This is a genomic window from Endozoicomonas sp. SESOKO3 (genome assembly GCF_024606255.1).
The window spans coordinates 1-1716 of the sequence record NZ_JAHHPR010000801.1; the positions used below are offsets into that span (position 1 = coordinate 1).

Consider the following 1716-nt stretch of genomic DNA (forward strand, 5'->3'; position numbering starts at 1 on the left):
TAATCAGTCCAACCGATGCTGCGGTATCCCCCATAGCCATGAATTGACCTTTTTTATCTAAATTTTCTTCAATGATACAATGTACATAAACGCCTACTTCCTGCAACCCACTTAACAAGGCTTTAACTTGTGGCAGATATTTGCTGGACAATGATCTGTCGGCAAAACTGTTATCGGGCTGATCCGATAAATTGTCTCTCTTGGTATTTTTATTGAAAATTTTATCTTCTTCCTGCTGCAAGGCCTGTTGGAATAGTGTTTTATCGAAATTTTTCACCGGGCAAAAAGGCAACTTCACTTTCTCCCGGGCATCTCTGATCAGTTTTGCACAGGCACCATTTTCTTTACTCTCAAATTCAGAGGCATACCCCATTTTCGTCAGTTGTTTTATGACGAACGGCTGCTCGAGAAGATATTTTAGAATTTCATCATGGCCACGTTTTATAGCTAACCGGGTTAGTGGCTCCAAGTCATTTAAATCACCTTCTTCAGGTGTGAAAGCGTCTGGATAGGTTTGCACAAGCCATTTTACACAATCCAACTGGCCACACTCTACCCCATAGTGAAGAAGGTTATAGGGTTGAAAAAAAGTACCCGCAGTTTTTGCACTGTTAATAATAACTTCCGCACACTGTGTATGACCATTTTCTATCGCCAACCCGATAAGGAAATAATTGCCAACAAACACATTCCGGATACTTTCATAATCAAGCATGGCCATCAAACCAGCTTTATTTCCGTATTGAGCTGCCAGGTGTACCGGTGTAGCTCCTGATTTGTCTGTTGCCAGCAACTCTGTTTCCAATAATGACAAACTGGGGCAATTATCCAGAAAAAATCTCAAAAAATGGTTTTGTTCCTCTTTGGCTGCGATATGCAGAGGTCGTTCGCCGTTATTATTTGTTGCCTGCAACAGGTGTTGTGCCCTACTAACTAACAGTCGGCATAAGTCATCATGGCCGTGTAGCACTGCCAGATGCAGGACTGAGTTACCTTCTTTATTTTTAACAGCTAAAGCAAGGGGGTTATTGGTAATGCATTCTTTTACGCTTTTTGTATCACCCTGCTTTATCAGATTTATAAAGACTTGCGGGGATGAATTATCCAAAAGGTTGTGCTGACGACATTGCGCCTCCTTCGAAGAGACTTGCAGTTCTGTCAACTCCATCATCATTTGTTGCATCAGCACATTATTATATGAATTATTTGATGCCAAGAGTGCTTTTTTATTTTCGGGCCTGTAATAAGGGTGACCAAGAATGGAGCGAGCCGGTTTCAGTTTTACCCTTTTTGTGGTGCATAAGCCTTCAGATGGCACAGTGCTTTGCGTACGCGGAGTTGTCTCGCTCTGGACAAAGGGTATTCTTTTAGTCGAGGCTGTTACGGGATTATGCTTTTCAGATGTGGTTGTATCAACACCTTTCAGGTTTAGTGGATTGGATGACGCCCCTCCTGTTGGCAGCATTGTTTTTTTCCTCCTGAAAATATTGCCCACATCAGCCAGCTTTTATTAGACACGCTATCTTTTTACGACAACTGATGACTCAAAAAGTTCTGACTCAGGGAACTTCTATTCGATACCGGGAACAGCCTCACGCTCAGAAGTGACCAGCCAACCTGCTAAAGGGATTAAGCGCCCGATTGAGGACGCCCTGAAAAATGACAATATGACTGCCAATTTATGAATTGAACTAAGTATTAATATCTTGGTTAAAG

At 42.1% G+C, this 1716-nt stretch carries 1 protein-coding gene; it reads right to left on the reverse strand.

From position 1 onward, the window contains the following. Positions 1-1465 (reverse strand): ankyrin repeat domain-containing protein (locus KDK18_RS14405; RefSeq protein ID WP_257255629.1); only part of this gene is annotated, 1465 nt, incomplete at its 3' end. Positions 1466-1716 lie beyond the last annotated feature (251 nt).